We start from the raw sequence: 25,572 nt of genomic DNA on the forward strand, positions 1-25,572 counted from the left end.
GGCGGGCAGGCCCTGCCCCCGGGGGCGGGCAAGCCCCGCGCCCTGGCCTGAGCCGGGTCCTCCGGCAGTCTTCGAAGGGCCGCGACGCGAGTCGCGGCCGAGGCTGCTGATAAAGTCGGCTTTGCGGCTTTTTCAGCAGCCCTGCGCGCAGCGCAGCCTGGAGCAGGGCGGCTTTGCCGCCCGTAAGCGTATCCCACAAACCCCGCTTCGGGGTTTGTCATCAAGCTGTGGGCCGCGACGCGAGTCGCGGCCCTTGCCTTTTGTCATGTCGTGCAATCATCTGAAATGATGTATCATTAATTCGCATGGTCCTGGCCGGGTAAACGCGCTATCTGCACGTGGGACATGCCGCCATGCTCGACTTCACCACCCTCCTGACGCTCAACCTTATCGTCAACGTCATCAGCCTCCTGACCACGGCGCTCCTCTGGGCGCGCTACGGGCGCAAGTTCGACGGGCTGGGGCTGTGGTTCGCCCAGGCCGCCACCCAGGTGGCGGGCGTGGGGCTCATTCTGGCGCGCGGGGGGCTGCCGCACGTCGCGGCCGTTGCGGGCGGCAACGTGGTGCTCATGTCCAGCTCCTGGCTCCTCTTGGAGGGCATGCGGCGCTACACGGGCAAGCGCGGTTCCCATTGGGTCAACCTGGCGGCCTACGCGCTCTTCGCCTGGGCCATGGCGCACTACACCGTGGTGCACGACGACATCGTGGCGCGCACGGTGGCCGTTTCGTGCATCCTGGCGTTCGTCAACGCCCAGACGGCCTGGCTGCTCCTGGCGCGTGCGGGGCCGCGCGTGCGCCGCTACACATTCCTGCCCGGGCTCGTGGCGGCCGGCTACGCCGTGGTGAGCGCGGCGCGCCTGGTCATCCTGACCGCGAGGCCCCCGGACGCGGGACCCCACCCCCCGGCCCTGGCCGACTCCGTGGCCGTGACGGGCTACATCGCCCTGCACATCTGCATGCTGGTGGCCCTGGCCCTTTCGCTCACGCGCAGGCTCATGGACGAAGTGTCGGCCCAGGAGGAAAAGTTCGCCAAGGCCTTCCACTCCGCGCCGTATGCGCTCTTCATCGCGCACGGGCGCGAAGCGACGGTGCTGGAGGTCAACGACGGCTTCGAAGCCGTGTTTGGGCGCTCCCGAGGTCAGACCCTGGGAAGAACCCTGGAGGACCTGGGCCTCGCTCCCGCCGCGAAGGCCCTGGCGGACGCGCCGGGGGAGGGCGGGCGGGCCGAGGCGCGCCTGGCCCGAGGCGACGGCAGCGAGCTGGTGGGGCAGTTCTCCGCCGTGCCGCTGGTCCTGGACGGGGAGGAATGCATGCTGTGGAGCGCCGCCGACGTGACAGGCGAGAGCATGCTGCGCGAGCGTCTCCAGGAGTTGGCGGCCACCGACAGCCTCACCGGGCTGGCCAACCGCCGGGCCTTCGCGGAACGCTTCGCCATCGCCCGGGAGGACGCCCTGCGGCGCTCCGAACGCCTGGCCGTGCTCTCCATGGACCTGGACCGCTTCAAGGAGGTCAACGACGTGCAGGGCCACGCCGCCGGGGACGCCGTGCTCGTGGAGGCGGCCCGGCGCATCGGGGCCTGCCTGCGCCGCAACGACGCCGTGGCCCGCTTCGGGGGCGACGAGTTCGTGGCGCTGCTCGTGAACGTGCGCGGCGAGAACGACGCCCGGCTCGTGGAGTCCAAGATCGTCCGCGCGCTGTGCGAGCCCTACCGCCTGGGCGGGGGCCGCGAGGCGCTCCTGGGCGTCAGCGTGGGCGTGGCCCTGTTCCCGGAGCACGGGCAGACCCTGGATGCCCTGCTCCACCGATCGGACCGGGAACTCTACCGCGTGAAGCGCGCGGGCCGCGAAACCTGCCGCGACGAGGACCCGTAGGGACGGCTCCCCGCGCGGCGCACCGGCGCTTGACCGGCCTCGCGCGCTTCCCCTAGTGTGCGCCAACACTCCCAGGGAGGCTTCCCATGCAGCGTGCGCTCATCGCTCTCGCATTGGCCTTATGCGTCCTTCTTCCCCAGGCGGCCCGGGCCGAAACCGAAGTGCGCATGACCGGCGACGCCCGCATCCATGCCAACTTCTTCCTGATGCAGAACTTCACCGGCTGGAACTACAACGGTCGGCAGACCATGGACGCCCTGACCATCTGGGAGCGCTTCCGGCTGCGCACGGACTTCGCGGCCTCGGAAAACCTGGCCTTCCGCCTGGGCGTGCGCGTGAACAACACGCCCTGGGGCAGCGGAACCTTCACCGTGGACAATCCCCAAGTGAGCCTGGAGGTCTACCAGGCCTACCTGCGCTTCATCTGGCCCGGCACCCGCGTGAAGATCACCGCCGGGCTCCAGAACACGGACCTGCCCGTCTCCTCGGGCTACTTCAACGCCAACCCCGTGCTGGGCGGCACGCGCTCGGCCGCCCTCACCGTGGCGGCCCCGCTCATGGGCGACGCGCTCTCCCTGGTGGCCGGCTACTCCCGCCTGATCGACACGAACCGCGACATGGACCCCACCACCACCCAGGTGGCCGACGAGTTCGACCTGTTCTTCCTCACCCTGCCCGTGGCCCTGGACGGCGTGTCCTTCACGCCCTGGACGGCTTTCGGCCTGGCGGGCAACGCCGTGAACTGGCAGACCCAGACCGGCGGACCCGGCCTGGACGACACCCTCGGCGCGGGCGTGCTCTCCTCGGGCTACCGGGCCGCGCCCCAGGGCTGGCGCAACGACCGCAACCCCTTCCTCTGGGTCGGAGCTGCCCTCAGCGTGGACGCGCTGGATCCCTGGCGCTTCAACGCCGACATCATCGCCGGCCAGGGCGCCTGGAACGACCGCGCCAAAAGCCTGCGGGGCGGCCTCTTCGCGGACGCCGCCGTGGAATACCGGGGCTTCGATTTCGCCGTGCCCAAGGCATCGGCGTGGTGGTCCACCGGTGAGGACGGCTCCACGCGCAACGGCTCCGAGCGCCTGCCCGTGCTGGTGGACTCCTGGGGCCCGGGCAACACCTTCCTCTTCAACAGCGGGCAGGAGCTCTCCAACGCCACCCTGGGCATCAACCCCATCGGAACCTGGGGCGTCTCCTTCACCCTGGACCAGATGAGCTTCCTGCCCAAGCTTACCCACCGCGCCACCTTCGCCTACGTGCGCGGCCTGAACTCCCTGCGCGCCGTGATGGACGGCTTCGCCCTCTGGGGCGTGTGCAGCTACTTCCAGATGGGGCGCGACCTCATCGAGGGCCAGTCCGTCATGGCCGTGACCCTGGACCACAGCTACGTCATCCAGGACAACCTGCGCCTCGTGGCCGAGACGGGCTGGGCACACGGCGAGTTTTCCAAGCCCGGCTTCTGCCGCCGCCACGTGCACCAGGCCCTCTCGGGCGACCCGTGGAAGGTCTCCGTGGGCGTGGTCTACCGCTTCTGAGCCCGGCCTGGGCCTCAGCGCATCTTGCCGAAGGCCTTCAGATCGAAGGCGGCGATGGCGTAGAGCACGGGCACCATGAGCAGCGTGACGAACGTGGCCACCGTGAGCCCGCCGATCTGGGCGTAGCACAGGGGCTCCCAGAGCGGCCCGCCGCTGGCGGCCAGGGGGAAGAGCGCCGTCACCGTGGCCCCCACGGTGATGAGCACCGGGCGCAGCCGCAGCACGCCCGCGTCCAGGATGGCCTGGCGCAGGGGCTCGCCCGCCTGGAGGCGCTCCTCGATGAAATCGAAGAGAACGATCACGTGGCTCACGATCACGCCGATCAGGCTGGCGATGCCCAGGAAGGCCATGAACCCGAAAGGCTGGCCCATCAGCGCCAGGGACACGAGCGCCCCGGCCACGCCGTAGGGGATGGCCCCGAACACCAGAAGCGGCTTCACCGCGTTGCGGAACTGGAAGAGCAGCGCCAGGTAGATCATGGCCACGGACACGGCCATCACCATGCCCAGCTCCTTGAAGCCCTTCACCTGCTCCTCGTGCTCGCCGCCGATCACCAGGGAGCAGCCCGGGGGCAGGTCGGCCTGCAGGGCCGACAGCGCCGGGCGCACGGCCTCCACCACCTGGGAGGGCAGCACCCCGGGCATGGGAAAGCAGGAGACCGTGATTGTGCGGTAGTGGTTGCGCCGGGCGATCGCCTCGCTCTCCATGGTCCAGCCGATGTTGGCCACCTGGGTCAGGGGGACCTTGTGGTCCGAGGCCTGGGGGTAGACGTAGAGGTTGGCCACGTCCTCGAGCCTGGCGCGCTCCTCGCCGCGCAGGCGCAGCACCACCGGAATGGAGAGCCTGCCCTCGCGCAGGCTCGTGACCGCGAGCCCGTTGACCGCCAGCGACGTGGAGCGGGCCACGTCCTGGTTGGAGACCCCGGTCAGGGCGGCCTTGTCCGGGTCGATGTCCAGGCGCGCGGTGAAGCGGTAGCCCCCCCAATTGTCGCTGACGCGATCCGCTGAAGGCAGGGCGCGCAGGGCGGCCTTGAGCCGCTCTGCCAGGGCGCGCAGGGTGGCCTCGTCCTCCCCGGAGATGCGTATCTGCACCGGAACGCCAACGGGCGGCCCGGTCTCCAGGCGGCGCACGTCCACGCGCGCCCCGGGGATGGTGGCGCGCAGGGCGGCCTGGAGGGGGCCGCAGAAGAATTCGGTGGTGCGCTTGTCGCGGGTTTCCACGAGGATCTGGGCGTAGTTGGGCTTTTTCAGCTCCGGTGTCACGGAGAACCAGAAGCGGGGGCCGCCCGCGCCGATGAAGGTGGTCAGGGACTTGAGCGGGTCGGCGAACTCCGCATGGGTGCGCCCGAAGTCCGCGGCGGCGTCCAGGATGGCCTTTTCCACGCGGGCGGTGGTCTGGTCGGTGAGGTCGGCCGGGGCGTCCTCGGGCAGGATCACGTCCACGTAGGAGAGGTAGGAGCGGTCGATGGGGAAGAACATGGGCTTGAGCAGGCTCTTGGTCCAGAAGCCGCCCGCCAGGAAAACCAGGGAGACGGCCAGGGCCTTCCAGCGGTGGTCGATGAGCCAGCCTCCCAGCCGGTGGTAGAGCCGGGCGAAGCCCCGGGTGGGGTCGGGCAGGTCCTGGCGGGTGCGCAGGAGGTAATAGCCCAGGAAGGGGATGAAGCTCATGGAGACCACGCGCGAGGAGACCAGCGAACAGGCGACCACCACCGGCATGGAGTAGAGGAAGCGCCCCTTGTCGCCCGAGAGCAGCAGGAAGGGCAGATAGGCCACGATGTTGGTGATGGTGGCGTAGAGGATGGCCTTGGCCAGCCGCGTGGGTCCGGCCCAGGCGGCCAGAGCGCGGGGCTTTCCGGCCGCCAGGTCGCGCTTGATGGCGTCTCCGGCCACCACAGGGTCGTCCACCAGGAGGCCCAGGGCCAGGATGAGCGAGGCGATGGAGATCTGCTGGAGGTCGATGCCCAGCAGGTGCATCATGCCGAAGGTCATGGCCAGGGTGACGGGGATGGAGAGGGCCATGAGCAGCGCCGAGCGCCACTCCCGGAAGCCGATGAGCGCCACCAGCACCACCAGGACCACGGCCTCCTGGAGACTGCGCATGAAGAGCGAGACGCTCTCCTCCACCTGGCGCGGCTGGTCGGAGGTGCGCGCCAGCGTCAGGTCCTCGGGCAGGCGCTGGCGCAGTTCTTCCAGGGCCTTGTCCACGCTGTCGGAGAATGCGCCGATCTGCTGGCCCGCGCGCATGGTCACGGCCAGGGTCACGGCCTTGCCCGGGGTCCAGCGCCCCTGGGCGTCGCGGGCGGTGTAGCGGTTCACGGTGTCGGCGGGGGTTTCGTAGCCGCGTTCGATCTCCACCACGTCGCGCAGGTAGAGGCTCCCGGCCAGGAGGGTGTCTTGCAGTTCGCGCTCGGAGGAGAACTCGCCCGTGGGCTCCAGGGCCACGCGACGTCCGCCGAACTCGGCCACGCCTCCGCTGGGGGCGATGTTGCGCCCGGAGAAGGCGTCGCGCACGCGCCAGGGCTGGATGCCGTAGGAGGCCAGGCGCTCCTGGGAATAGTCCAGGAACACGGTCTCGGGGCGCACGCCCCAGCGCGTCACCTTGGCCACCTCGGGCACGCCCAGCAGGGTGCGGGCGATGGTGTCGGTGAAGGCCTCCAGGTCGCGCCAAGTGTACTTGTCCCCGGCCTGGTCGGCCATCTCCTCGCCCAGGCGGGCGGTGTCGGAGACGACCACGGGCTGCCAGAGGTCCGGGTTGAGCTCGGCGTGGTGCAGGCCGGTGCTCGCGAACTCGCGGACGAACTCCCGGAACTCCCCGGCCGCCATGGCCGTGGCCGCGTCCACCACCACCACGCCGGACTCCGAGCCGGAGCGCACGTCCGCGAAGCGCCCGTCGCCCTCCAGGCCCCGCGTGAAGAGGCCCAGCTTGCGCTCCACCTGGGCCTGGGGCACCGTGGGCGGCACCACCAGCACCATGGCCAGCCGGGGTCCGGGCGGGGCGTCCCGGCGCAGGCCGTCCAGGATGCGCCCGGCCTGGAGCGCGCGCAGGGCCGCCTCGGCCTGCCCGGCCCGGGGCGAGGCCACGGTGAGCATGAGCGTGGCCGTGTCCCCGAAATCCTTCAGGAAGGTGACGGGACCGGCCCCATCGGGGAGATTGCGCAAGGCGTTCAGCTTCAGGTTGATGTCGTCCAGGACCTCGCCGGTCTGGGCCACCTCGTCGCGCAGCTTGAGCGTGACCACGGACATGCCCGTGCGCGAGGTGGACTCCACGCGCTCCACCTTGTCGTTCTCGGCCACGCGCTGCTCGATGACGCGCGTGACGAGCTCCTCCACCTTCTCCGCGCGCGCGCCCGGCCACGGGCAGAGCACGGCGGCCACGCGCACGGGGATTTCGGGGTCCTTGCGCTGGGGCATCATGGCGTAGCCGAACACGCCCCAGACCAGCACGCCCACCAGCAGCACCCACGAGACGTGGCGGTGCTCCACGAAAAAGCGCGCCATGTTGCGGCGCTCGGCGAGGCTTGCGGCGTCCATCAGCGGATCACCCGCACTTCCTGACCGTCCGCGGCCAGGGTGGCGCCGCGCGTGATCACGCGCTCGCCCGGGACGAGGCCGGAGCGCACGGTGACCATGTCGCCCTTCACGCCCGCCACCTCCACGCCGCGCGCCTGGGCGTAGGCGCGTCCGTCCTTTTCCGCCAGCACGTGCACCAGGAAGGAGTCGCCTCCAAGGGGCTTGGCCAGGGCGTGCAGGGGTACGGCGGCCAGGCTGTCGCGCGCGCCCGCCGCGCCCTGGCGCACGCTCACCACCATGCCGTCGCGCAGCAGCCGTTCGGGGTTGGGGATGGTCACCTCCACGTCGAAGGCGCGGCTCTTGGGGTCGGCCGAGGGGGAGACCGCGCTGACCGTGCCGGTGAACTCCCGTCCGGGCAGGGCCTCGGTGGTCACGGCCAGGGGGCTGCCCGGGCTGATGCGGGCCACGTCCTGGTCGGGCAGGCCGAAGACGGCCTTGACGCTGGAGAGGTCTGCCAGGACGAAGGCCACGCCGCCCTGGTTCACCAGGGAGCCGCGCTCCACGTCTCGGCGCACCACCAGGCCGTCCATGGGCGAGGCCAGGGAGGCGTCGCGCAGGTTGATTTCGGCCTGCTCCAGGGCGGCGGCGGCCTGGGCTACCCGGGCCTGGGCCACGCCCTTGCGTTCGTCGGTGCGGTCCTGTTCGCCGCGCGAGATCACCTTGTCGCGGTAGAGCCTGGCGTTGCGTTCCTGGTCGTTGACGGCCAGCACCAGGGAGGCGCGGGCCTCCTCCAGGGTGGAGCGGGCCTGGGCCACGCGGGCCTTGTAGTCGTTCTCGCGCAGCCTCGCCAGCACCTGGCCCCGGGTGACGCGGCTGCCCTTGTCCAGGGCCTTGGGGTCGATCTCGTCCACGTAGCCGGGCACCTTGAAGGCCAGGCTGACCAGTTCGCGCGGGGCCAGCACGGCGGTGTAGCGGTTGGCCAGGGCGGACTGGTCTCCGGCGGGCACGGCCAGGGCGGCCACGGGCTGCACCGCCACGGGCAGGGGGGCCTTGGGGGGCACGGCATCCCGGGCGCAGGCCGCCAGCAGGAGCGCCGCCAGCAGGAGCGTCGTCAGAGCGAACGCCGGGCCTTTCGCGGGGAGGCCCCGGGTCAGGCGGCCTCCCAGGCATGGGGGAGCCGTCGGCAGGGGCGCGAGGGCCTTCACGACGCCCTCCCCAGGCGCGCGCGTTCGGCCTCTATGCCGGCCAGGGAGAAGCGGTGCACGTGCGACGCCAGGCGCTCCACGTCGGCGGGCGCGTAGGTCCGCTCCGGGTAGAGCTGGGAGAGCCAGGCCGCGTTCTGGGCGTGGAAGAGGCACTGGGCGGCCACGGAGGCGGCCAGCAGGTGGAGGGTTTCGGGGTCCAGGGGCCCCAGGGCGATGTCCTGGATGATTTCCTCCAGCACGTCCTTGATGGGGCGCATGAAGCGCTCCACCAGGGGCCGGAAGCTCTGGCTGGGGTTGGCCACCTCCAGCCAGAAGAGCTTGCCGCGCCGTGCGGACTCGGGGTCCTCGGGGAAGTTGAGGCGGTACATGTTGGCGATGAGGCGGCGCAGGCGCTCGCCGGGGGGCTGGTCGGCCTCCAGGCCTTCCTGCATGGGGTAGAGGGCCTGGCAGTCGGCCATGACCTTCTCCAGGACTGCGGCGTGGAGGGCCTCCTTGGAGCCGAAGTGGTAGTTGACGGCGGCCACGTTGGCCTGGGCGCGGGCGCAGATGTCGCGCACGGTGGCGGCGGCGTAGCCCTTTTCCAGGAAGACTTCGATGGCGGCCTCGACGATGCGGTCGCGGGTGTCTGCCGGTTCCATGGGGACCTCGTTTCAATCGCTGCTTCAATCGCCGATTAAAACGATGTTTGATTGGTGTCAATACCCTCCCCGCATCAAGGGGAGCGCGCCGAACGCGGGGGGCGTCGGCAGGGTGAGCCCGGGTGGGCCTGACGGCAAAGCGAGCGCCGGGCGGTCAGGCGTCGCGCAGAGGCAGGCGGATGATGAAGGTCGCGCCCGCGCCCTCGGCGGTCTCGAAGGTGAGCGAGCCCTTGTGCTTGTTCACCACGATGTCGTGGGAGATGGCCAGGCCCTGCCCGGAGCCCTTGCCCACCTCCTTGGTGGTGAAGAACATCTCGAAAACCCTGGGCTGCACGGCTTCGGGGATGCCGGGGCCGTTGTCGGCGATGCGGATCTCTGCGGTGTCGCCGTCCTTGCGGGTGGAGATGGTGATGACGCCCAGTCCGCCCGTCCTGCCCGCGTCGCCGATGGCGTGGGCCGCGTTGACGATGATGTTCAGGAGCACCTGGTTGATCTCTCCCGGATGGCAGGGGACCTCCTTGAGGCTCTCGTCGAAGTCCGTGCGCACCTGGGCCACGTACTTCCATTCGTTGCGCGAGATGGTCAGGGTGTTGCGGATGGCCTGGTGGATGTTCACGGGCTGCATCTCCTCCCCGCCGGAGTGGGAGAAGCGCTTCATGGCCTGGACGATGGTGCCGATGCGTTCGATGCCGTCGAAGATGCGCGCGAAGGTGCGGGGGGTTTCCTCCCTGATGAAGCCGATGTCGATCTCTTCCAGCGTGGCCCTGGCGGTATCCGCGAAGGCCTTGTGGTCCTGGTCCTCTCCGGCCGCGAAGGCCTCGGTGAGGGCCAGCACGCGTTCCATGTCGGTGAAGGTGTCCTTGAGGAACTGCACCGAGTCGCCCACGAACTGCGTGGGCGTGTTGATCTCGTGGGCGATGCCCGAGGCCAGCTGTCCCACGGCCTCGAGCTTGGCGGCCTGGGAGAGCTTGGCCTCCAGGAACTTGATCTCGGAGATGTCGTCGCCCAGGATGAGCAGTCCGTCTGCCTGGCCGTCCTCGCCGCGCACGGGGTTCACGGCGATGACGAAGAAGCCCTTGCCGCCGTCGGGCCGTTGGTACCAGACGTTGTAGAGCCTGCGGGGCACGAGGAGCTCCCGGGCCTGGGCCACGCCGGCGAGCACGGCGTCCCAGTCCCACTTGAGGGGCAGGGCGTTCAGGGCGCGGCCCACGGCCTGACCGGCGGGCAGGCCCAGGGCGTGCTCGGCCGCGCCGTTCCAGCGGGCCACCCGGCCCTCGCGGTCGATGCCGATGAGGATGGCGGAGATGGAGGAAAGGATCTGGTTGATCTCGCGGTGCGCCTGCCTGCGCTCGGTCACCTCCCCGTGGAGCAGCTGGATGGCGCGGTCCAGCTCCTTGGTGCGCAGGGCCACGCGCTGCTCGATCTCGGCGTAGGCGGCCTGCAATTCCAGTTCGGCGGTCTTGCGGGCCGTGATGTCCATGTTGGCCCCCACCATGCGCAGGAGCGCGCCGTCGGGGCCGCGGTCCACCAGGGCGTTGGCCTTGATGTGGCGCACCTGGCCGTCGGACTGGCGGATGATGCGGTACTCCACGTCGAAATCGGCCTCGCCGCGCAGGGCGCTCTCGATGGCCTGGAGGCTGCCGGGCAGGTCCTCCGGGTGGACCATGGACCTCCATTGGTCCATGGGGACGCTCTGGCCCGTCTTCTCAACGCCGTAGATGTGGTGCATCGTGTCGTCCCAGACCAGGGCGTCGCCGGCAACGTCCAGCTCCCAGATTCCGATGCCCGAGGCGTGGGTGGCCAGCCGCAGCCGCTCGCTGGTGATCCTGAGGCGCTCCTGGGCCTGGAGGCGCTCGGAGATGTCCTCGCTGGTTACGATCACCTCGTTGGGGACGTGCTCGGGGTTCACGGGGTTGCAGATCATGCGCAGGAAGGATGTTTTGACGCCCGTGGTCGAGGTGTAGGGGCCTTCGAAGACCGAGGGCGTGCCCTGGAGCGCGCGATGGACGTGGTCCCGGAGATTCTCCGCGCTGCGCCGGGCCGCGTCGAACCCGATGATGGCCTCGCGCGGGGTGCCCATCTGGTCGGCGAGAAGCTGGTTGCAGTCGAGCACCCTGCCGTCGGCGGACAGGTGCATGATGCCCACGGGCGAGTTGTCGAAAATGATGCGCAGGCGTCCCGCGCTCTGGCGCAGGGCCGTGAAGACCCGGGTCATCCAGGCGGCCAGCAGGTAGATGAGCACCGAAAGACCGGCGGCGAAACCCAGGTATTGGGCGCGCCTGGCGTGGTAGCCCGCCAGGGCGTCGGCCTCCGAGACGCTGATGACCACGCTCAGCGGGAAACCCTCCACGGAGCGGAAGCTGCAGAGCATGGCCTGCCCGGTGGCGGGGTCCGTCAGGGTGTAGTTGGCGGTGCGCCAGGAGGTGTCGCGCAGGAAGCGGACCGTGGCGTCGTCGAGAGGCGTGCCCACGGTCTCGCCGCTCATGTTCTTCTGGGCGCGGATCACGCCGTCGTGCCCCACGAGGATGATGCTGCCGTGGGGACCAATGTCGATGTCCTGGTAGAAGGAGGAGAGGTAGAAGGGATCGAGCGACACCACCACCACGCCGGCGAAGGATTTGTCCGCCCTTGTGAGGCGCGTGGTGAGCTGGATGGACCACTTGCCCGAAACCTTGCCCAGCACGGGCTTGCTGACGAACAGTCCGATGTCCTGGGGCGTGGCGTGCACCTTGAAGTGTTCGCGACCCGAGAGGTCCACCGGGGCGAAGCCCGGGATGCTGCTGGCGGATACGAAGCCCTTCTCGTTGATGATGGCCAGTTGCTGAAAGATGCTCATGGCCTTGGGGTCCACCTTGATCACGGAACCCAGATCGAGCTTGTCGTCCTCCTGGTAGCGCGAGCGGATGGAGAGGGCCAGGAGGCTGGCCTGCTCGAAGGTACGGATGGCGTGCTCCTCCACGGCGCGGGAGATGTTGGAGGTGTCGCGGAACACTGCCTCGATGTCTAGCCGCTTTTCCTGGAGGCACTTGAAGTAGACCCCCACGAACAGGATGAGCACGATGAGCGTGGACACGCCGTAACAGATCGCCACGGCGTTGTTCTGAAGGACGTCGAAGCGACCGTTCTTTGCGCTTTGTGCCGGGTTGCCCATGGCGTCTCCGTGCCTTGAGGCCCTCGCAGGACCAGACCGGCGGGCCGGGCTGGCGGTTCCGCTCCTGGGTTCGCGGCGAGGGCTCAATGCCTCCCAGGGCGTGCTTCATTCATTGCTGCATCCGACGAGCCGGTCCGTACGGTCTGGAGGATTCACCCGGATACAGGGCCGCGCAACGCCGCGAGGCGGCCCTGGCGATGCTAGCTTGAAAGCTAGATTGACGAACAACGGTTGTCAATCGAACATGCGCGCCGTTTACCGTCCGCGAGGGCTCACCCGGACGCGGATTGGGGAAGACTCCCCATTCGCGGGGCCACTGGAAAAATGCGGGGCGGGGGGATTGCAGGTTGACCGGGGCCGCCGGTCGCGGAGGGCGTCCCGGAAGGCGACGGGATGTCGGATCGATCGCGAGGCGCTGGCAAGGGACATGCCCCCGGGCGTCTGCCGGGTATCCTCCCTCTTTGTTGGCGGTCTGAAAAGGTGGGCCATGCAGCCGTTCTCGGCTTCTGCCTCGGTGTGTTGCCGCCGAAGCCCGTGTCGGGCCGTTCGTGACGATGCTCGTTGATGTCGATTTAACACCTCCGCCTCCGATTTTTACACCAGGTTAACGTGCAGGGCATTATCCAGGTTCCATCGACTCTCGACGGAGGTTCCGATGGACATGCTTTTCGTCGCCCTCATCCTGGCCCTGGTCTTCGGACTGTTCGGGCTGATCGGCGTGGTCTCCAGCCTGGAGAGGAATTAACCGTGGAAATCCTGGCCCTCATCCTGGCGGCCGCCCTGTTCCTGTACCTGCTGGCGGCCCTGTGCAAACCGGAGTGGTTCCAATGAACGCGACAGACGTTGCCCAATACCTTTTGTATCTGGCCCTGCTGCTCGGGGCGTCCTGGCCGCTCGGGCTGTACATCGCGCGCGTGTACCAGGACAAACCCCGCGGCCTGGACAAAGCCCTCGGCCCCCTTGAGGGTCTCCTCTACCGTCTTTGCGGAATCGACGCATCCCGCGAGATGGACTGGAAGACCTACGCAATGGCCGTGCTGGCCTTCAACGCCATGGGGCTCCTGGCGGTCTACGCCATCGAGCGCCTGCAGGGCGGGCTGCCTCTGAACCCGGCGGGTCTTCCGGGCGTGGACCCCTTCGTGGCCTTCAACACCGCCGTGAGCTTCGCCACCAACACCAACTGGCAGGCCTACGGCGGCGAGACCACCGTGAGCCACCTCACCCAGATGCTGGCGCTCACGGTGCAGAACTTCCTGTCCGCAGCCACCGGCATGGCCGTGATGGCCGCCGTGATCCGGGGGCTGTCTCGCCGCGAGACCGACAGGCTGGGCAACTTCTGGCGCGACGTCACCCGCTCGGTGCTCTACGTGCTGTTGCCGTTGTCCATCGTGTTGAGCCTGGCCCTGATATGGCAGGGGGTGCCCCAGACCTTGGACGGCTCGGCAGCCGTCGCCCTCCTGGAGCCTGCCAGCTACGACAAGCCAGTGCTGGACGAGACGGGCAAGCCAGTCCTGGACGAGGGCGGAAAGCCCAGGACGGAACCTGCCACACAGGCGAGGCAGAGCATCGCGCTCGGCCCCGTGGCCTCCCAGGTGGCCATCAAGCAGCTAGGCACCAACGGCGGGGGCTTCTTCAACGTGAACTCCGCGCATCCCTTCGAGAACCCGACGCCGCTCACCAACCTCCTGGAGCTTCTGGCCATCCTGCTTATCCCGGCCGCGCTCTGCCACACCTTCGGGGTCATGGTGGGAGACCGTCGTCAGGGATGGGCCGTGCTCATGGCCATGACCATCCTGTTCGCGTCCTTCGCCTTCCTGACCATGCAGGCCGAAACCACCCCCAGTCCGCTGCTGGCCAAAGCCGGAACGGTGGCCGGTCCAAGCATGGAGGGCAAGGAAGTCCGCTTCGGCGCGGCCGGTTCCGCTCTGTGGGCCGCCGCCACCACGGCCGCGTCAAACGGCTCGGTGAACGCCATGCACGACAGTTTTACCCCCCTTGGCGGCATGTGGCCGATGCTGCTCATGCAGCTTGGCGAGGTGGTCTACGGCGGCGTTGGCTCCGGGCTGTACGGCATGCTGGTCTTTGCCGTGGTGGCCGTGTTCGTGGCCGGGCTGATGGTGGGGCGCACACCGGAGTACCTGGGCAAGAAGATCGAACCCTTCGAGACCAAAATGGCCGCGCTCATCATCCTGATCCCGCCCTTTCTGTGCCTGATGGGCACGGCCCTGGCCGCCGTGGCCGGTCCGCCCGAGGCCGTTTCCAACCCAGGACCGCACGGCTTCAGCCAGATGCTCTACGCGTTCTCGTCTATGGGCAACAACAACGGCAGCGCCTTCGCCGGGCTCACCGCCACCTCGCCCTTCTGGACCATCGCGGGCGCAGTGGCCATGTTCGTGTCGCGCTACTGGCTCATCATCCCTGTGCTGGCCCTGGCCGGGTCCATGGCGGGCAAGAAGCGACTGCAGGAAGGCCCCGGAACCCTGCCCACGCACGGGCCCATCTTCGTGGGGCTGCTCATGGCCGTGGTGCTGGTGGTGGGCGCGCTCACCTTCGTGCCTGCCCTGGCGCTCGGCCCGGTTGCCGAACATCTGGCCCTGTATCAACTGAAATAACGAGGTCATTGAGATGTCCAAAGACAAGAACAAGCGGCCTCTGTTCGATGCGGCCATCGTGCGCCAGGCGCTTACGGACTGCGTGCGAAAGCTCTCCCCGGCCCGACAGGCCCGCAACCCCGTGATGTTCACGGTCTATGTGGGCAGCATCCTGACCACGCTGCTGGCCGTGCAGGCCTATTCAGGCCAGGGCGAGGCGCCCTTCGGGTTCGTGGCTTCCGTGTCCGCGTGGCTGTGGGCCACGGTGCTCTTTGCCAACTTCGCCGAGGCCATGGCCGAGGGCCGTGGCAAGGCCCAGGCGGCGGCGCTTCGCGGACTGCGCCAGGACGTGGCCGCCAAGAAGCTCGTGCACCCGCGCCGCGATTCGCCCTTCGTCCCCGTGCCCGCCAAAAGCCTGCACCGGGGCGACCTGATGCTGGTGGAAGCGGGCGACACCATCCCTTCGGACGGCGAAATCGTGGAAGGCATCGCCTCCGTGGACGAGTCGGCAATAACCGGCGAGAGCGCCCCGGTCATCCGCGAGGCGGGCGGCGACCGCAGCGCCGTCACCGGCGGGACGCGGCTCCTCTCGGATTGGCTGGTGGTCAAGGTGGCCGCCGAATCCGGCGAGACCTTCCTGGACCGCATGATCTCCCTGGTGGAAGGGGCCAAACGCCGCAAGACCCCCAACGAGATCGCCCTGAACATCCTGCTGGCCTCGCTGACACTCATCTTCCTGGTGGTTTGCGTGACGCTGAAGCCCATGTCGGCCTTTGCCGTGGCGCTCTCCGGCCAGGGGCAGACCGTGACCATCACCGCCCTGGCCGCACTCTTCGTATGCCTGGCCCCCACCACCATCGGGGGACTGCTTTCGGCCATCGGCATCGCGGGCATGGACCGCCTCATCCAGGCGGGGGTCATCGCCACCTCGGGCCGCGCCGTGGAGGCCGCGGGGGACGTGGACGTGCTGCTCCTGGACAAGACCGGCACCATCACCCTGGGCAACCGTCAGGCCTCGAACTTCTTGCCCGTAAGCGGGGTGGACGAGCGCGAGTTGGCCGAGGCGGCCCAGCTGGCCTCGCTGGCCGACGAGACGCCCGAGGGCCGCTCCATCGTGGTTTTGGCCAAGGAGCGCTTCGGCATTCGCGGGCGCGACCTGCACGAGCTGGGTGCCACCTTCGTGCCCTTCACCGCCCAGACCCGCCTGTCGGGCGTGAACCTGCCGGAGCGCCTGATCCGCAAGGGCGCGCCCGACGCCATAAAGGCCCTGGCCGAGCACTCCGGCCAGCGCATCCCCAAGGAAATCGACCTCTTCATCCACGACATCGCCAAGTCCGGGGGCACGCCGCTTCTGGTGTCGGAGAACGGCAGGCCGCTGGGGGCCATATGGCTCAAAGACATCGTGAAGGGAGGCATCCGCGAGCGCTTCGCCGAGCTTCGCTCCATGGGCATCAAGACCATCATGGTCACCGGCGACAATGCGCTCACTGCCGCGGCCATCGCTGCCGAGGCGGGCGTGGACGACTTCCTGGCCGAGGCCACGCCGGAAGCCAAGCTGGCCCGCATCCGCCAGTACCAGGCCGAAGGCAAGATGGTGGCCATGACCGGCGACGGCACAAACGACGCCCCGGCCCTGGCCCAGGCCGACGTTGGCGTGGCCATGAACTCCGGCACGCAGGCCGCCAAGGAGGCCGGGAACATGGTGGACCTGGACTCCAACCCTACCAAGCTCCTGGAAGTGGTGGCCATTGGCAAGCAGCTCCTGATGACGCGCGGCTCGCTGACCACGTTCAGCATATCAAACGACATCGCAAAGTACTTCGCCATCATCCCGGCGGTGTTCGCGGGCATCTACCCGCAGCTTGGGGTACTGGACGTGATGGAGCTCGCCACACCCAAGTCCGCCGTGCTTTCCGCCGTGGTGTTCAACGCCCTCATCATCGTGGTGTTGATTCCGCTGGCGCTCAAGGGTGTGAAGTACGTGCCCGCCCCGGCGGCCATGGCCCTGCGGCGAAACCTGCTGATTTACGGGCTGGGGGGGCTGCTTGTGCCCTTCGCGGGAATCAAGCTCATAGACGTCATCATCTCCGCCCTGGGTTGGGCGTAGCGGAAGATAAAACATCCAATGATTATCCCGTGAAAACAGGGTTGTGTTCTCTCGAATGCCACAGGAGCCTGACATGTTCACGATATTCGCCCAGCAGCTCAAGCCGGCGTTTCTGATGCTCTTCTGGATGATGCTCCTGACCGGGCTGGCCTACCCCCTGGCCATGACCGGCGCGGGCAAGGCGCTGTTCCCGGCCCAGGCCTCGGGCAGCCTGATCCTGGGCCAGTCCGGCCCGGCCGTCCCGGCAGGATCGGCGCTCATCGGGCAGCCCTTCGAGTCCCCCCGGCATTTCTGGGGCAGGCCCTCGGCCACCTCGCCGCACGCCTACAACGCCGGGGCCTCGTCCGGCTCCAACCTGGGGCCGTCCAACCCCGCCCTGGCCGAGGCCGTGGCCGAGCGCGTCGCTAAGCTCAAGGGCGCTCATGGGGACGCTCCCATTCCCATGGACCTGGTCACGGCGTCTGGCAGTGGCCTGGACCCGCACATAAGCCCCCAGGCAGCCGCCTACCAGGTCGACCGGGTGTCCACGGCCCGGAAACTCTCCCGCGACAGCGTGTCTGCCCTGGTCGTCAGGCACACCCAAGGGCCTCTGTGGGGATTCTGGGGTGAGCCGCGCGTGAACGTGCTGGAACTCAATCTTGCCCTGGATGCCTTGGCCGACAAGGAGTAGGACGACACCATGCGAGAAGAGGATCAACGTCCGGACCCCGACGCCCTGCTGGCCATAGTCAGGCGCGAAGAGGAAGGCAAACGCAGGGGCCAGTTGAGGATATTTCTCGGCATGGCCCCCGGCGTGGGCAAAACCTACGCCATGCTGGAGGCCGCGCGCGCCAAGATGGCCGAGGGACTGGACCTTCTGGCGGGCATCGTCGAGACCCACGGACGCGAGGAGACCGAAGCCCTCCTGTACGAGATGCCCGCCCTGCCACGCAAACGGATCGACTACAGGGGGCACCTGCTGGAAGAGTTCGACCTGGACGAGGCCCTGGCCCGGCGTCCCGCCCTCATCCTAGTGGACGAGCTGGCCCACACGAACGTCCCCGGCTCGCGCCATCCCAAGCGCTGGCAGGACGTGGAGGAGCTTTTGGAAAACGGGCTGAACGTCTGGAGCACCCTGAACGTACAGCACCTGGAGAGCTTGAACGACATCGTGGCCCAGATAACCGGGGTGCGCGTGCGCGAGACTGTGCCCGACGCGGTGCTTGAGCGCGCAGAATCGGTCATCCTGGTGGACCTGCCCCCCGAGGACCTGCGCCAGCGCCTGAACGAGGGAAAGGTCTACCTGCCCAGGCAGGCCGAGTGGGCCGGGGAGAACTTCTTCCGCTCCGGCAACTTGAGCGCCCTTCGCGAGCTGGCGCTGCGCTCCACGGCCAACCGCGTGAACACCGAGGTGCTGATCTACCGCCAGGGGCACTCCATCCAGACCACCTGGCCCACGGCAGAGCGCATCCTGGTGTGTGTGGGGCCGTCTCCCACCTCGGCCACCCTGGTGCGCGCCACAAAGCGGTTGGCTGACGGCCTGCACGCGCCCTGGCACGCCCTGTACATCCAGCACCAGCCCGGCGGAGAGCAGACCAGCAGGGCGCTTGCCAACCTGAACCTGGCTCGTGAGCTGGGCGCGCAGACCCACGTGCTGGCTGGCGGGGACGTGGCGCGGCTCATCGTCGGCTTCGCCAGACAGCACAACGTCACCCGTATCGTGGTGGGCAAGCCCTTGCATCGGCGCTTCACCGACCTGCTGCGGGGCAGCCCCGTGGATCAGCTGGTGCGCCTCTCCGAGGAGATCGACGTCCACGTCATCAAAGGGCAGGACACCGGCACTCCGCGTGCGGCCAGGCCTGAAGCGCTCCCCACCCCCCGGTGGAAGGACTACGCGGCAGCCGTGTCGGTGGTGGGGCTTTCCACGGCGGCCTGCTTCGCCATGTTCCCGTATTTCGAGCTGGCCAACCTGATTATGGTCTATCTGGTGGGGGTCATGGCCGTGGCCTTCTGGCTGCCCCGTAGAGCCTCCGCCCTGGCTTCGGGACTTAGCGTGCTGGCCTTCGATATCTGCTTCGTGCCGCCGCGTTTCAGCCTCGCGGTGACGGACGTAGCCTATCTGGTCACGTTTCTGGTCATGTTCCTGGTGGGCCTGGTCATCAGCGGCATGGCCTCGCGCATCAAGGCCCAGGCGGACAGCGCGGGCCAGCTGGAGCGGCAGGCCTCCGAGTTGAGCGGTCTCTCCAGGCACCTGGCCGCCAACCGGGGTGCCGCCAATCTGGTTCAGGTGGCCAGAAACCACATCGCCGCCGTGTTCGGCTGCAAGGCCTTCGTGCTGCTACCCGGAGCATCCGGCAAGTTGGAGACGGCCTTCATGTCCAGCGACGAGGAACTGCTCTCCAGCAAGGACCACGGCGTGGCCCAGTGGGTTTTAGACAACGAGAAGCCTGCCGGGCAGTCCACCCAGACCCTGGCGGATTCCGACATCCTCTTCCTGCCGCTGCCTGGAGCAGACGAGGTTCTAGGGGTGATCGGGCTCAAACCGCTCGACGAGGATGCGCGTGATTCCCTGCTGCTGCCGGACAGGAGGCGTCTGCTGGACGCCTTTGTGCACCAGACCGCCATGGCCCTGGACGTGGACCGCCTGGAGGAAAAGGCCAAGGTCACCCTCATGGAGGCCGAGCGCGAGAAGCTTCGCTCGGCCCTGCTTTCAACGGTGACGCACGACTTCAAGACCCCCCTGGCGGCCATCTCCGGCAGCGCCGAGAGCCTCATGGCCCTGGGGGAATCGGCCAGCCCGGAAGTTCGCCGCGCCCTGGAAGAGAACATCGCCGCCGAGGCCTCGCGCCTGGAGCGGTTGGCGGACAACCTGCTGCGCATCGCGGCGCTGGAGTCCGGGGCAGTGGTGCCGGAACTCAAGCCTGTGCCGCTGGAGGAGGTCATCGGCAGTTCGCTCGCGCGGCTGGAGTCCATCCTGGCCGGACACCCCGTGCGGGTGGACGTGCCACCGGACATGCCGCCCATCCCCATGGACGAGGTGCTCTTGGAGCAGGTGTTCCTGAATCTTCTGGAGAATGCCGCCAAGTACACCCCGCCGGGAACCACCATCGCCATCCTGGCCGACACGCGCCGGGGCGAAGCCGTGATCGAAGTGCGCGACACCGGGCCGGGGCTGCCCCCGGGCGATCACGACAGGCTGTTCGAGCGCTATCAGCGTGACGACCGGCGAGGGGGGGGGCGCGGCGATGGCCGGGACGCCGAAGGCTACGGCCTGGGGTTGGCCATCTGCAAGGCCGTGATCAGGGCACACGGCGGAAGCATCACGGCGCGGGACAACGCCCCCAGCGGGGCACGCTTCACCATGACCCTCCCGCTTCATGACCAGTCATGACAAGTAACAAGACCGCCACCATCCTGGTCGTGGACGACGAAACGGCCATCCTGCGATTCCTGAAGCCCTTCCTTCAGGCCGAAGGCTACGCCGTGATCGAGGCCCGCACCGGACGCGAGGCTCTTGCCATGGCGTCATCCCACGAGCCGGGGGTCATCCTGCTTGATCTCGGGTTGCCTGACATGGACGGGGAGGAGATCATACAGGCGCTACCGCCCTGGAGCCGGGCGCGGGTGATCGTGGTGTCCGCGCGCGGTCGGGAGCAGGACAAGGTGTCAGCCCTGGACCTGGGCGCGAGCGACTACCTCACCAAGCCCTTCAGCCTGGCGGAGCTGGCTGCCAGGATTCGGGCGCTGCTGCGACGCGGGGCAACGGCGGACGCCCCGCCCTCGGGCAGCTACCGATTCGGCGACCTGTCCATCGACATTGAGGCGCACGTGGTCCGTCTGGGCGGCGAAGAGGTCCACCTGACCCCCACGGAGTTCAAGATGCTGGCCTTCCTGGCGCGCCACGCGGGCAAGGTGGTCACCCACGGGCAGCTCCTCAAGGAGGTCTGGGGCAAGCACAGCCAGGGGCAGGAACACTACGTGCGCATCCACGTCCACAAGCTGCGCCAGAAGATCGAGCCCGATCCGGCCCGCCCCAGGCACCTGCACACGGAGACGGGGGTGGGGTACAGGTTCAAGGAGTAGCTGCCGGGAGTGCATGGCGCACGCGGCCCGGCGCCATCACCAGGGGAACCACCCTCAAGAATTGAGTGGTCCGAAGAACACCGGCAGGTCAGGCCCACAGAATTGGCCACAGATAAATTCCCATAGAAAAATGGGCCATGATGGAACATCATGACCCATTGATTCCTCTGGTCGGGGCGGCGAGATTTGAACTCATGGCCCCCTGCGCCCAAGAAATGGAAGGCGGAAATTGTCCATTGAAATAATAGGACAAAATGTGCAAAGGATAACAGTTCCCCGGGAAAACCAGACCCCCGTTGGGCCAGTCCGGTGATCCAGAGGTTAGCCAACGGAGGTGATCACTTGGAGGAGTTTTTTCGTTTCTTCGTTCGGTAGTTGCTTCGTTCAAGCTGGCTTGGATGAACTGGATGATTGGCGGTTGCGGTTGCTGGCAATGTCATCGTGACTGCATCAAGGGCAGGATGGGTTCACATGGCGCGAGGATGGCCGAGGTGGTGACGATCGTCAATGGGCGCAAAATGCACGGCCACTCGTAAATAAACCGGGCCTGTGGATCGCAATCAATTGGCCGACTTCATCTTGCGCCGCCGTGAAGGCCGCGCCAGTCGCGCCGTTGCCCATGAGGAGCATGGTCGAGAGTCCTGGGGTGCCCGCTTTTCGAAGTCTCGTGGAACTGGGGTAGGCATCCGAGAAAGGTTTGCCAGTTTACAACCGATTCGACGTGTTATTATGCTGATCTGGGGCCTATGAGCCGAGAAGGCGTCTGCCCTGATTGACCCGTGGTGTTGCCATCATTCTGGGACTGGACTACGAAATGCAAACATGAGCGAAACAACCTCCACCACTCCACTCAAGGGATCTTATAGCCCCGTTGCGCGCGGTGACATTAAGCGCCCCCAGCGCCGCAAGACTTCCGGGCCAAGCGTTATCGTTGGCATCGGAGCTTCAGCCGGGGGCCTGGACGCTTTGGAGAAATTCTTGCGCCATGTGCCAAAGGAATCCGGTATCGCGTTCGTGGTCGTTCAACACCTGGACCCAACGAAACCTGGGACTCTGCCAGAGCTTCTCCAGCGTTTCACCGAAATGAAGGTGGTCCAGATCAAGGACCGCATGCGCGTCAAGCCCGACCAGGTCCATGTGATCCCCCCCGATGCCGATTTGTCCATCCTAAATGGGATCTTACACCTGATGAAGCCCTCGGCCCCGCGCGGCCTTAGGCTCCCCATCGACCATTTCCTGCGCTCCCTGGCCGATGACCGCAAGGAACAATGCGTTGGCGTGGTACTCTCCGGCATGGGGTCGGACGGTTTGGCGGGCATGCGCGCCATCAAGGAAAGCGGTGGTTTCACCCTTGCCCAGGAACCGGCCGAGGCGAAGTATGACAGCATGCCCAAGAGTGTGATCGACGCTGGGTTGGCGGACATCGTGGCCCCGGCCTCAGAGCTTCCCGAAAGAATCATCGGCGTTGCAGTTTCACGCCCGCTGCGCGCTGGCGGGTCTTTGCAAATCCCGGACAAGGGGGGCTGCTGGCTGGGCAAAATCCTAGTCACCTTGCGCGCGCGAACCAAGCAAGATTTCTCTGCCTACAAGAAGAGCACAATGTATCGCCGTATCGAGCGGCGTATGAATATTCATAAGATCGACCGGATCGAGACCTATGCCCGCATGCTGCAAGAGAATCCCCAGGAGACGGCTCTGCTCTTCAAGGAACTGTTGATCGGCGTGACCAGCTTTTTCCGCGACCCGGAGGCTTGGGAGCACCTGCGGACACGAACCCTGCCGGAACTCTTGAGCGGGCTGCCGGACGGAGGGGCGCTTCGGGCCTGGGTTCCGGGCTGCTCCACGGGCGAGGAGGCATATTCCCTGGCCATCACATTCAAGGAGGCGGTCGAGGCCTTAAACTCCAGCGCTCTCTATTCGTTGCAAATTTTCGCCACGGACCTGGACCCGGACGCCATTGAAGCCGCCCGGCAAGGGACATATACGGCAAACATCGAGGGCGACGTTCCGGGCGAGCTTCTGGCCCGTTACTTCACCGCTGAAAACGGCAGCTATCGCGTGGTCAAGTCCATACGCGAGATGGTTGTCTTCGCTACGCAAAACGTCATCGGCGATCCCCCATTCACCAGAATTGACCTCCTGACTTGCCGCAACCTGCTCATCTACCTGGAGCAGGAGCAGCAGAGCAAGCTTCTGGCTCTGTTCGCCTACAGCCTCAACGAAGGGGGAGTCCTATTCCTGGGCAGCGCGGAGTCCATTGGCGGCGCGAGTGACCATTTTTATCCCTTGGACGGAAAATTTCGCATCTTCCGCCGCGCAGATCGGTCAGGCAAAATGTTCGCGGTGATGACGCTGCCCCACTTCCAGCCGTTGCCACCTGCCCTGCCCGCGCCGGAGGCGTCCATCTCCTCTTCGCCGTCGAAGAACTTGCAGGACATGGCCGATCAGTTCCTGTTGAGCCGCTTCACTCCTGCAGCCGTACTGGTCAACGAGGCCGGGGAAATACTGTACATCAACGGCCGCACCGGAAACTACTTGGAACCGGCGGCCGGCAAGGTCAACTGGAACGTCCTGGCCATGGCCAGGGAAGGCTTGCGCAACGAACTGACCATAGCCTTCCAGACGGTGCGAAAGCACGGGTCGATCACACTACGCAACCTCAAAGTGGAGGCAGGTGGAAAGGTTCGAGCGGTTGACGTTTCGATCCAGGCCATTGAAGAGCCCCAATCCCTGCGCGGAATGGTTATGCTGACCTTCTCCGAACAGAACACTCCGCCAAGAAAATGTTCAACGCGAGGCAAGAAGGGGGTTGCCGCACTGGAACGACAGGAGCATCTGGAGCATGAACTAGAACAAATGCGATTTGTATTGCGGACAACTGTTGAAGAGATGCAGGCTTCTCAGGAAGAGCTCAAATCTGCAAACGAAGAGCTGCAGTCAACGAATGAGGAACTGCAGTCAACGAACGAAGAGCTGACCACGTCTCGTGAAGAGATGCAGTCATTGAACGAGGAATTGCAAACTCTGAACGCAGAGCTTCAAGACAAGGTAGACGAGTTGTCCATGACCAACGACGACATGGAAAACTTGCTCAACAGCACAGAAATCGCCACAATCTTTCTGGATGAGAAATTCCGCATCCGCCGATTCACTCCGCAGGCCACCGCCATCGTCAAACTCATCCCTGGAGACGTCGGCCGTCCTCTAGCAGACTTGGTCTCCGACCTGCCCTATCCCGCACTTTTCGACGAGGCCGCCGAAGTTCTGCGCACCCTGGTGTACGTTGAGCGGGAGATTTCTGTCCGCGACGGACGCTGGTTCATGATGCGCATCAACCCCTACCGGACTCGCGACAACCGAATCGACGGCGTCGTGCTCACCTTCCACGACATCTCACAAGCCAAACGCCTGGAAGCCAGGCTGCGTGAAACGAGCGCCAAGTTTGAAGAACTTGCCGGGATTGGGACGGGCGTGGTTGTTCCAGCCAATGAAACAAAAGGACGGCTCTAAAGCGGCTGTATAAAACATCGGCTTCGTTGTCGTGTAGGCCAAACTGAAAAGGCTAGACAAGCGCTATGCACAATTCGGACAATAAGGCGGATCCCACTGAGAAGCTTCGCAGCAGGGCCGAAGCACGACTGAAAGCCTCCGGGTGGACGATCGCTGACGCTCAGATTCTGCACGACGCACGGACACTCGTCCATGAATTGCAAGTCCACCAGATCGAGCTGGAAATACAAAACCAGGAACTTAGGCTGGCCCAAGAAGACACCGAGACAGCCTTGCGCCAGTATACCGATCTCTACGAGTATGCGCCTGTCGGTTACGCCACGCTTGATCACAGCGGCCTCATCCTGCGGGCCAATCTCGCATGTTCCTCGCTCTTGGACACTCCCCGCGAAGAACTGGTTGGCCGGGACTTTAATGCCTTTGTGCCAAAATCGCTACGGGCTGACTTCGCCGGGTTCCTCGACATGCTCTGCTTCGGCGAGACATCCGGCGGGCTGTCCGGTAAGGCAGAGATGACCTTGCGGTTACGCAGAGGGAGGCGCTTAGACGATTCGGTTACCACCCTGCTGCAGGGGATTCCCGAGGCAGGCGGGAAGTCTTGCCGGATCGCCCTGACCGACCTTACGGAGCGTAAAAAGCTTGAAGACGACTTGATCCGGGCCAGGGATCAGGCCGAAGCGGCGACTCGGGCGAAATCAGAATTCCTGGCTTGCATGAGCCACGAAATCCGTACGCCGCTCCAGGGTATACTGGGTACGTTGCAACTGTTGGGTTTCTCCCCTCTAAGCCAAGCGCAGGCCCAGCATGTTACCTTGGCCATCAAGTCCTCCAATCGGCTTACCCGGCTGCTGACCGACATTCTCGATCTAGCCCAGTTGGAAGCGGGAAAGCTCGCCCTCATGGCCGCCGAGTTTTCCCTGGAGGACGTGCGTTCCTCCATCCTGGAGATTTTCTCCTTGCGGGTAGCCGGGAAGGGCATCCGGTTCAGTTTCGAGATCGATCCCCAACTGCCGCCGACGCTTATTGGCGACGACGTCCGTCTCCAGCAGATCCTGCTCAACCTGACCGGCAACGCGCTGAAGTTCACGGACCAAGGGTTTGTCCGCGTGGAGGCTAGACTCGGGGCAACCATTACGAACCGCATGGTGGAGGTCGAGTTCACCGTGAACGATTCCGGCTGCGGCATCCCCCAGGGGAAGCTGGCCCGGATTTTCGACCCCTTCGAGCAGGCCTTAGACCCATCAGAGAAATGCCGAGGCGGCGTGGGGCTGGGCCTAGCCATCGTCAAGCGATTGACCGATTTGATGGGTGGAACGGTGGAGGCGCAAAGCGTCCTCGGCCAAGGGACCACGGTGCGCTTCACAGCCCCTTTTATCTTGCCAGAGTGAGTTCCTCT

Annotated in this window: 14 protein-coding genes; 10 read left to right on the forward strand and 4 right to left on the reverse strand. The window is 66.5% G+C overall.

Annotated elements, in window-relative coordinates; translation table 11 throughout:
- Positions 1-353: 353 nt before the first annotated feature.
- Together NNJEOMEG_RS12960 and NNJEOMEG_RS12965 are read left to right on the forward strand one after the other, a co-directional pair.
- Positions 354-1,871 carry a sensor domain-containing diguanylate cyclase gene (locus tag NNJEOMEG_RS12960; RefSeq protein ID WP_173085111.1) on the forward strand — a complete coding sequence of 506 codons (1,518 nt, stop codon included), beginning with the start codon at positions 354-356 and terminating at the stop codon, positions 1,869-1,871.
- Positions 1,872-1,957: 86 nt separating this feature from the next.
- Positions 1,958-3,403: an outer membrane homotrimeric porin gene (locus NNJEOMEG_RS12965; protein WP_173085113.1), complete on the forward strand. Its 1,446-nt coding sequence runs from the start codon at positions 1,958-1,960 to the stop codon at positions 3,401-3,403.
- A 14-nt stretch (positions 3,404-3,417) separates the two neighbouring features.
- Here NNJEOMEG_RS12965 and NNJEOMEG_RS12970 read toward each other — a convergent pair whose 3' ends face one another.
- The 4 genes from NNJEOMEG_RS12970 to NNJEOMEG_RS12985 form a co-directional block, all read right to left on the reverse strand.
- The gene (locus NNJEOMEG_RS12970) at positions 3,418-6,933 is read right to left on the reverse strand and encodes an efflux RND transporter permease subunit (RefSeq protein ID WP_173085115.1); all 3,516 of its coding nucleotides are present in this window, start codon (positions 6,931-6,933) and stop codon (positions 3,418-3,420) included.
- Positions 6,933-8,117, reverse strand: a complete 1,185-nt coding sequence (locus tag NNJEOMEG_RS12975) for an efflux RND transporter periplasmic adaptor subunit (RefSeq protein ID WP_173085117.1) — start codon at positions 8,115-8,117, stop codon at positions 6,933-6,935. The genes NNJEOMEG_RS12970 and NNJEOMEG_RS12975 overlap by 1 nt, the downstream gene beginning before the upstream one ends.
- Positions 8,114-8,755 (reverse strand): TetR/AcrR family transcriptional regulator, encoded by a 642-nt coding sequence (locus tag NNJEOMEG_RS12980; RefSeq protein ID WP_173085119.1) that lies wholly within the window; start codon positions 8,753-8,755, stop codon positions 8,114-8,116. Before NNJEOMEG_RS12980 ends, NNJEOMEG_RS12975 begins: the two co-directional genes overlap by 4 nt.
- Before the next feature lie 154 nt (positions 8,756-8,909).
- The gene (locus NNJEOMEG_RS12985) at positions 8,910-11,906 is read right to left on the reverse strand and encodes a PAS domain S-box protein (protein WP_173085121.1); all 2,997 of its coding nucleotides are present in this window, start codon (positions 11,904-11,906) and stop codon (positions 8,910-8,912) included.
- A gap of 747 nt (positions 11,907-12,653) precedes the next feature.
- On the opposite strand from NNJEOMEG_RS12985, the gene kdpF reads away from it, so the two are divergent.
- The 8 genes from kdpF (at position 12,654) to NNJEOMEG_RS13020 (ending at position 25,564) form a co-directional block, all read left to right on the forward strand.
- Positions 12,654-12,737, forward strand: coding sequence for a K(+)-transporting ATPase subunit F (kdpF, locus tag NNJEOMEG_RS21145; protein ID WP_371865494.1), 84 nt, complete (start codon positions 12,654-12,656; stop codon positions 12,735-12,737).
- Positions 12,734-14,518: a potassium-transporting ATPase subunit KdpA gene (gene kdpA, locus NNJEOMEG_RS12990; protein ID WP_173085123.1), complete on the forward strand. Its 1,785-nt coding sequence runs from the start codon at positions 12,734-12,736 to the stop codon at positions 14,516-14,518. The genes kdpF and kdpA overlap by 4 nt, the downstream gene beginning before the upstream one ends.
- A 13-nt stretch (positions 14,519-14,531) precedes the next feature.
- On the forward strand, positions 14,532-16,604 hold the full coding sequence (kdpB, locus tag NNJEOMEG_RS12995) for a potassium-transporting ATPase subunit KdpB (RefSeq protein WP_173085125.1): 2,073 nt from the start codon (positions 14,532-14,534) through the stop codon (positions 16,602-16,604).
- 73 nt (positions 16,605-16,677) lie between these two features.
- Entirely contained in the window at positions 16,678-17,274 is a 597-nt protein-coding gene (kdpC, locus tag NNJEOMEG_RS13000) for a potassium-transporting ATPase subunit KdpC (RefSeq protein WP_173085127.1), read from the forward strand.
- A gap of 9 nt (positions 17,275-17,283) precedes the next feature.
- Positions 17,284-19,974 (forward strand): ATP-binding protein, encoded by a 2,691-nt coding sequence (locus NNJEOMEG_RS13005; protein ID WP_173085129.1) that lies wholly within the window; start codon positions 17,284-17,286, stop codon positions 19,972-19,974.
- Complete coding sequence (locus NNJEOMEG_RS13010) at positions 19,971-20,666, forward strand: response regulator (RefSeq protein ID WP_173085131.1); 696 nt, start codon at positions 19,971-19,973, stop codon at positions 20,664-20,666. Before NNJEOMEG_RS13005 ends, NNJEOMEG_RS13010 begins: the two co-directional genes overlap by 4 nt.
- 822 nt (positions 20,667-21,488) lie before the next feature.
- Positions 21,489-24,176, forward strand: coding sequence for a chemotaxis protein CheB (locus tag NNJEOMEG_RS13015; protein ID WP_173085133.1), 2,688 nt, complete (start codon positions 21,489-21,491; stop codon positions 24,174-24,176).
- A gap of 65 nt (positions 24,177-24,241) precedes the next feature.
- On the forward strand, positions 24,242-25,564 hold the full coding sequence (locus NNJEOMEG_RS13020; RefSeq protein WP_173085135.1) for a PAS domain-containing sensor histidine kinase: 1,323 nt from the start codon (positions 24,242-24,244) through the stop codon (positions 25,562-25,564).
- Positions 25,565-25,572: the final 8 nt, after the last annotated feature.

This window comes from Fundidesulfovibrio magnetotacticus, assembly GCF_013019105.1.
Taxonomy (GTDB): domain Bacteria; phylum Desulfobacterota; class Desulfovibrionia; order Desulfovibrionales; family Desulfovibrionaceae; genus Fundidesulfovibrio; species Fundidesulfovibrio magnetotacticus.

What these genes read in the sequence shown, in the direction of transcription:
- NNJEOMEG_RS12980 (WP_173085119.1), bottom strand. Translation starts at nt 8,755, where the DNA reads ATGGAACCGGCAGACACCCGCGACCGCATCGTCGAGGCCGCCATCGAA.
- kdpB (WP_173085125.1), top strand. Translation starts at nt 14,532, where the DNA reads ATGTCCAAAGACAAGAACAAGCGGCCTCTGTTCGATGCGGCCATCGTG.
- NNJEOMEG_RS13015 (WP_173085133.1), top strand. Translation starts at nt 21,489, where the DNA reads ATGAGCGAAACAACCTCCACCACTCCACTCAAGGGATCTTATAGCCCC.
- kdpA (WP_173085123.1), top strand. Translation starts at nt 12,734, where the DNA reads ATGAACGCGACAGACGTTGCCCAATACCTTTTGTATCTGGCCCTGCTG.
- NNJEOMEG_RS12960 (WP_173085111.1), top strand. Translation starts at nt 354, where the DNA reads ATGCTCGACTTCACCACCCTCCTGACGCTCAACCTTATCGTCAACGTC.
- NNJEOMEG_RS12985 (WP_173085121.1), bottom strand. Translation starts at nt 11,906, where the DNA reads ATGGGCAACCCGGCACAAAGCGCAAAGAACGGTCGCTTCGACGTCCTT.
- kdpC (WP_173085127.1), top strand. Translation starts at nt 16,678, where the DNA reads ATGTTCACGATATTCGCCCAGCAGCTCAAGCCGGCGTTTCTGATGCTC.
- NNJEOMEG_RS13005 (WP_173085129.1), top strand. Translation starts at nt 17,284, where the DNA reads ATGCGAGAAGAGGATCAACGTCCGGACCCCGACGCCCTGCTGGCCATA.
- NNJEOMEG_RS12965 (WP_173085113.1), top strand. Translation starts at nt 1,958, where the DNA reads ATGCAGCGTGCGCTCATCGCTCTCGCATTGGCCTTATGCGTCCTTCTT.
- NNJEOMEG_RS13010 (WP_173085131.1), top strand. Translation starts at nt 19,971, where the DNA reads ATGACAAGTAACAAGACCGCCACCATCCTGGTCGTGGACGACGAAACG.
- NNJEOMEG_RS12970 (WP_173085115.1), bottom strand. Translation starts at nt 6,933, where the DNA reads ATGGACGCCGCAAGCCTCGCCGAGCGCCGCAACATGGCGCGCTTTTTC.
- NNJEOMEG_RS13020 (WP_173085135.1), top strand. Translation starts at nt 24,242, where the DNA reads ATGCACAATTCGGACAATAAGGCGGATCCCACTGAGAAGCTTCGCAGC.